Source organism: Palleronia caenipelagi (assembly GCF_007004065.1).
In the GTDB taxonomy this organism is placed as follows: Bacteria; Pseudomonadota; Alphaproteobacteria; order Rhodobacterales; family Rhodobacteraceae; genus Palleronia; species Palleronia caenipelagi.
Window position 1 is genome coordinate 1 of the sequence record NZ_VFSV01000095.1, and the last position, 4,835, is coordinate 4,835.

The 4,835-nt window shown below is 58.4% G+C and carries 8 protein-coding genes and 1 pseudogene; 1 reads left to right on the plus strand and 8 read right to left on the minus strand.

Going from position 1 to position 4,835, the window contains the following annotated elements; all coding sequences use genetic code 11:
• The 8 genes and pseudogenes from FEV53_RS19595 to FEV53_RS19625 form a co-directional block, all read right to left on the minus strand.
• Nucleotides 1-238: helix-turn-helix domain-containing protein (locus FEV53_RS19595; RefSeq protein WP_425465470.1), on the minus strand; the 238-nt coding region annotated here is incomplete at its 3' end.
• A gap of 228 nt (nucleotides 239-466) precedes the next feature.
• Nucleotides 467-1,597: a DUF2235 domain-containing protein gene (locus FEV53_RS19600; RefSeq protein ID WP_142836340.1), complete on the minus strand. Its 1,131-nt coding sequence runs from the start codon at nucleotides 1,595-1,597 to the stop codon at nucleotides 467-469.
• 115 nt (nucleotides 1,598-1,712) lie between these two features.
• Nucleotides 1,713-2,321, minus strand: coding sequence for a DDE-type integrase/transposase/recombinase (locus FEV53_RS19605; protein ID WP_142836341.1), 609 nt, complete (start codon nucleotides 2,319-2,321; stop codon nucleotides 1,713-1,715).
• Nucleotides 2,204-2,728 carry an IS3 family transposase gene (locus FEV53_RS22260; protein ID WP_185962349.1) on the minus strand — a complete coding sequence of 175 codons (525 nt, stop codon included), beginning with the start codon at nucleotides 2,726-2,728 and terminating at the stop codon, nucleotides 2,204-2,206. The genes FEV53_RS19605 and FEV53_RS22260 overlap by 118 nt, the downstream gene beginning before the upstream one ends.
• 133 nt (nucleotides 2,729-2,861) lie before the next feature.
• On the minus strand, nucleotides 2,862-3,110 hold the full coding sequence (locus tag FEV53_RS19615) for a hypothetical protein (RefSeq protein WP_246100940.1): 249 nt from the start codon (nucleotides 3,108-3,110) through the stop codon (nucleotides 2,862-2,864).
• 93 nt (nucleotides 3,111-3,203) lie between these two features.
• Nucleotides 3,204-3,743 carry a hypothetical protein gene (locus tag FEV53_RS19620; RefSeq protein WP_185962350.1) on the minus strand — a complete coding sequence of 180 codons (540 nt, stop codon included), beginning with the start codon at nucleotides 3,741-3,743 and terminating at the stop codon, nucleotides 3,204-3,206.
• Nucleotides 3,744-3,792: 49 nt separating this feature from the next.
• Complete coding sequence (locus tag FEV53_RS21980) at nucleotides 3,793-3,927, minus strand: hypothetical protein (RefSeq protein WP_281283561.1); 135 nt, start codon at nucleotides 3,925-3,927, stop codon at nucleotides 3,793-3,795.
• Nucleotides 3,928-3,962: 35 nt separating this feature from the next.
• Nucleotides 3,963-4,151: pseudogene (locus tag FEV53_RS19625) on the minus strand (transposase); the annotation flags it as partial.
• A 199-nt stretch (nucleotides 4,152-4,350) separates the two neighbouring features.
• On the opposite strand from FEV53_RS19625, the gene FEV53_RS19630 reads away from it, so the two are divergent.
• The coding region (locus tag FEV53_RS19630; RefSeq protein WP_185962351.1) for an alcohol dehydrogenase catalytic domain-containing protein at nucleotides 4,351-4,835 on the plus strand (485 nt) is incomplete at its 3' end.

Consider the following 4,835-nt stretch of genomic DNA (forward strand, 5'->3'; position numbering starts at 1 on the left):
GCGTATGACGCCGGAATGCGACAATCATGGCCTCCTCCGCTTCGGTGAGAACGGTCGAACGCGGCTCCCTCGGCCCAGTCTTCAAGTCCTCCACCGTCGCCCGCTTGCGCCACTTCGCGACGGTCTTGGGATTGATGCCCAGCTCCTTGCTCAGCTGCGCGAGCGAAGCTTGCGATCGCTGTATTGCAGCTCTGACAGCGTGCGTGGTCGAGGCGCTCCCGTGACGAACTTGTCCCATAATGCTTCCTTCCATTCCTGAGAAAGGATCACACCATCAAACCGTGGGATCAAACACCTAGGCACCGCCGCGCCGGACGCGGTGGAGCTGGAGTGGCTCACACCGCTGGATGCAGAAAAGACTGATCCGGCGGCGAGGGGATGCCCTAACGATCAAACCGGACCACCCGATGGGGGCACGCCACTCCGCTGTCCGGAGACAGGGGCGAAGACCAGTGGCCGATCTGTATTAACCGACGTACTCAACCGTGTCCGGCAGATTGGGAGGGCAATGATCCGCTTGCCGGATTGATTGGTGGATCTTTGCGCCTGGCGGAATCCATCGCCGTTCTTTGAGAGGAACGCTCAGGCCGAATAGTCTCAGGCGCTTGGAATGGGAACGAAGTCTGCGTGGTAGCAACTCTACGACACTCCAGCCGAGGGTCATCGAGTCATGGTGTTTCGCATGAACGTTCGGAGCGACGTACTTCTCTGCCCGCCCAAGCACCAGATCGTTGACAGTCCGCGTCACGAATTGGAGCTCAGTCTCTTTCGCTTCAGTGATCATCCAGGCGAGCGGGACCTTCGCGAGGGCTGAAGAGGCTTCAGGGTAGCCTCCTCCCACATCACCGTGAACGCCCCGGAACCAAACCTCCTTCGCATCCTGTGGCTCGGACTTCGAAGTGTCAAAACGGTTTGCACTAAAGTCCTGCGTTTCAGGCCACAGCATCGGTTCGAACATCGTTCGGCGTTCGTCAATCGCAACCGCATGGCGCACCGCCTGAACCGAGGAATTGGTTGAGGTATGGGCGTTGCTCTTCAGTCGAAGCCCGAACCTGCCGGTCTCAATGACCGACGCCACTGTATCGAAGAGACCAAGCATTCTAATCGGTGGTCTGTCAGCGCGGAGCGTCCGCTCGAAGAGACGCATTTCTGCAAACGCGTCTTCCTTGCCGCCCTCCCCAATCCGCTTGTAAGCGCGATAGACATAGTCAAGTAGGTTGAGGTTTCGTTGTTCCATGAGGCCAAACGCGTGGATGAAACCTGCGAGAACGCGGGCAGAATAGGCCCCTCTCGAAAACCCAAAGATGAAGATCCTGTCACGGCTACCATCAGCGTCTCGCTGATAGTTCTCGACTAAAAACCGATAGGCTTCCTTGACGTTCTTATCGATGCCATATCCCGTCGCTAGGCCGAAGATCTCAACGAATTTCCGCCAGATCCCAAGCCAGGCAAGACCGATCGTGCCCACGCCAGGATCATACCAGACGATTTGATCTTCGGATTTCTTGAGCGTCCCGTACAGCCGAAGAATGTTCGTTCTGTCCGCAGAGATCTCGTTGGAAGTCCCGTCGAAGAGGATAACAATGTTTCTAGGCATATCTAAAACTGCTCAATGTAGACTGACCCTATGGTGTGCACTTACGTTGTCAACCAATTGCCATATGCGTCGACGTCGATCATCGGAACAGTACCACTGAACTGAAGGCGCGAGATCAGCTTGAAGAGAAACGCAGTGGCAGGCTTACCTCCGAGAACCATCTCGTAATTACTGTCTTTGTCTCTATGAAAATAGCCGTGTGATCTTCGTCCCGGTTTCCGGGCAGTCTGATTGTTGGTCCTACGCGGCCATTTTCCAACTCATTTCTGTGAACGCCTGAACCGGCGTCTGGTAGCCGATGGCTGAATGGCGGCGTTGGCGGCCCGTAGAAGACCTCGATGTACTCGAAGATCGCGGCCCTGGCCTCTTCCCGGGGTCCGAACCGATGGCGATGGACCAGCTCCTTCTTCAGCGAAGAAAAGAAGCTCTCCATGGGGGCGTTCGGCGCCTTCAAACGATCCCCCGGATCGTTCGATCCGTTGGCGCGGACCAGCTTGAACTTGAGGCACTGACCCTTGCGGCTCATGGATTGAACCAGCTTGGCGCGGTGGATGATCTTGCGGTCGTCTCCGCTGGCATATTGCATGCCGCGGTCCGAATGCAGGATCAGGCCCGGGACCGGGCCGCGCTGGTCCAAGGCCATCCGGAGCGCGTCGCAGCACAGCTCTGCGCCCAGGTGACCGGCCATGGACCAGCCGACGATTTCGCGGGTCGCATGCGCCATTGTCCTTGGAGTTGCCCATCGCGGCGCCACTGGTCAGAGCCCGATGGGCGACGGCGGACAATGGCACATTCCTTAATAGCAGCCAGGTAGAGCCAGCCCTCGCCGGTATCAACATAGCTGATATCCGCCAGCCAAACTGTGTTTGGAGTGGTGCAATGAAAAGCCCGCCCGAGCAGGTTCGGTGACGGTGTCAGCTTATGATTGCCGTTCGTGGTCAGCGGCTTGCACGGCTTTCTCAGGCGGGTTGAGATCTTGTTTTCCCGCATTATTATGACCACGCGCCGCTCTGAAACGCTCTCGCCATCGGCGCGCAGATCCCGGTGAATGCGTTTGGAGCCGTAGCGCCCCTTGCTGGCTTTGAAAAGTGCCTGATCCGCTCCAGCAACGCCACGTCTTGTGCCGCACACCGCGCTTCCCGGCCTTGACGGGCCGCCCAGCTCGCGTCGTGACTATAAAACCAGCTGCGCGACAGGCGGACTAACCGGCAGAGCGTCGAAACCGCGTATTGAGCTTTGTGGTCCGTGATGAAGGCGCGCTTGTTCATCGTGGTTTCACCGCCCGAGAGGCGAGAAAGGCGTTCGCAAGTGCACTCGGACCTGTGGCGTTCGCCTGCTCACCCCTCTGGAGAATCTCATTCTCCTCCGCGAGCCGCTTGTTCTCCTTGCGCAGCCGCTCCAACTCGGCGGCGTCCGCCTTCTGACGACGTTTGGCCTCCATCGAGCCGAACGCCTCGATCTCCAGCCGCCAGGTTTTCAGCTGGGTGGCGGTGATCCCCAGCTCTTTCGCCACGCTGCCCTGCGTCGCGCCTGGCTCATAAAGCCGGTCAACCGCGTTCGATGCGGTGCTTGAACCAGTGGCGCACAGCGCATCTCACCTTTGAACTCATCCGTGTATTTCCGTCGATGCTGTCCCATGGCGTGCTCCTCTCATGGACAGGGGTAAAGTACCCCGCTGTCGGGTGACAGGGACGAAGATCAACTGGGTCAAGTCCGCCATGCCCTGCAGATGATGGTAGAAATGCGTTGCCACATCGGCCCTGCGCAATTCCAATTCATCTTCGGTGAGATCCTTGAAGCGTTCCTCTTCTGCGGGACGATAGGCAAAAAGCGGCGATTCCAGGATGACAAACCGAGGATGCGGCAGGCCCTTCTCGATGCAATATATGAGTACACCGATCTTGAATGCGGCATGTAGAAGCGCCCGAACGCCAGCGCCGTTGTCGCGGCGGCGCTTGCCATCAACGACGATGTCCTGATCGCCTTTCTCGAAATGTACCGCGTCGGCGCCGGGGTGGTTCCACGCCTTGAGTATCCGCTTTATCACGGTTGAGGGTTCGTGCGCTTCGCTATTCGATAGTTCAAGATTGAAGTCGATGCCATCGGCGCGTTGACGCGATCTTACCGTAGTGGCCTTGATGGGCATTGTTGCAGAACTCCTGCTTGAGGCGTGATTTCCCCTTTCCCCGCTGATGTCATGCGACGCTGACGATCTCGTTGGTGCCGAGGGCGTTGAAGCGGTTCATAAGGGCGATGCGGATATGGATTTCGGCGGTCTGGCGAAGCGGCAGCTTGAACAGCCCGGGGCTTCGCCCGTTCAGGGCTGACATCCGTCCACCGGACGGACGTCCGGCCGCCCTTCACCCTTGAGCGACAGACAGAACTGGATCGCCGCGTCGGAAAAGACGGGCGGACGTCCGGACCGACCGTCACGCGGTGCGCGCCAGCTCATGTCCTAGTCAACGCAGATCAGCAGCGATCCCCGCTGGCGCAGCGATGCGTTGTAGCTGGACCGGTTCGTCGTGCGATAACGGGCGGGCTGGGGCTTGCTCATGCCATCCGACTAACCGCATGGATTCGTGATGTGAATCCTTCATGGTCAGAGTTCTGCAACAACGCCTGTTCATTATGGACTGGCCGTTTCGACACATTTGGTGTTCGATCAAGGGCCGTAGGTCAGAAGTCCGTCGGTCCATCTGGCCGGATCTGTGATCCGTATCTGCATCCTGAACCCGAAACCTGGAGTTATCGACATGAGCACCACGGGCAAGCAGCTGTTCACAACACTGGAAAGCAATGGCACGCTTACCGTCGCGATCGAGGATGTCACCTTTCCCGATCCGACCGGCACTCAGGTCCTTGTAAAAATGGAGGCGGCGCCGATCAATCCGTCGGATCTCGCCATTCTTGTCGGTGCTGCTGATCTCGAGAACGCCGACTACTCGCGTGGAAAATACGTCGCTACCATGCCTGAACCGTTCAATGCGGGATCCAAAGCGCGTCATGGACTGAAGCTACCTGCGGGGAATGAGGGCGCCGGGACTGTCGTTGCGACGGGTGAGAGCGATATGGCCAAGGCGCTGATGGGCCAGCGCGTCGCCTGTTTGTCGGGCAATGCTTACAGCCAGTATTGTGTCGTCGAGGCGGCCATGTGCCTGCCTCTGGGCGATTATTCGGCCGAGGACGGGGCGAGTGCGTTCGTCAATCCGATGACTGCTTTAGGGTTTATTGAAACCGC

What these genes read in the sequence shown, in the direction of transcription:
- FEV53_RS19600 (WP_142836340.1), bottom strand. Translation starts at nt 1,597, where the DNA reads ATGCCTAGAAACATTGTTATCCTCTTCGACGGGACTTCCAACGAGATC.
- FEV53_RS19605 (WP_142836341.1), bottom strand. Translation starts at nt 2,321, where the DNA reads ATGGCGCATGCGACCCGCGAAATCGTCGGCTGGTCCATGGCCGGTCAC.
- FEV53_RS19620 (WP_185962350.1), bottom strand. Translation starts at nt 3,743, where the DNA reads ATGCCCATCAAGGCCACTACGGTAAGATCGCGTCAACGCGCCGATGGC.
- FEV53_RS21980 (WP_281283561.1), bottom strand. Translation starts at nt 3,927, where the DNA reads ATGTCAGCCCTGAACGGGCGAAGCCCCGGGCTGTTCAAGCTGCCGCTT.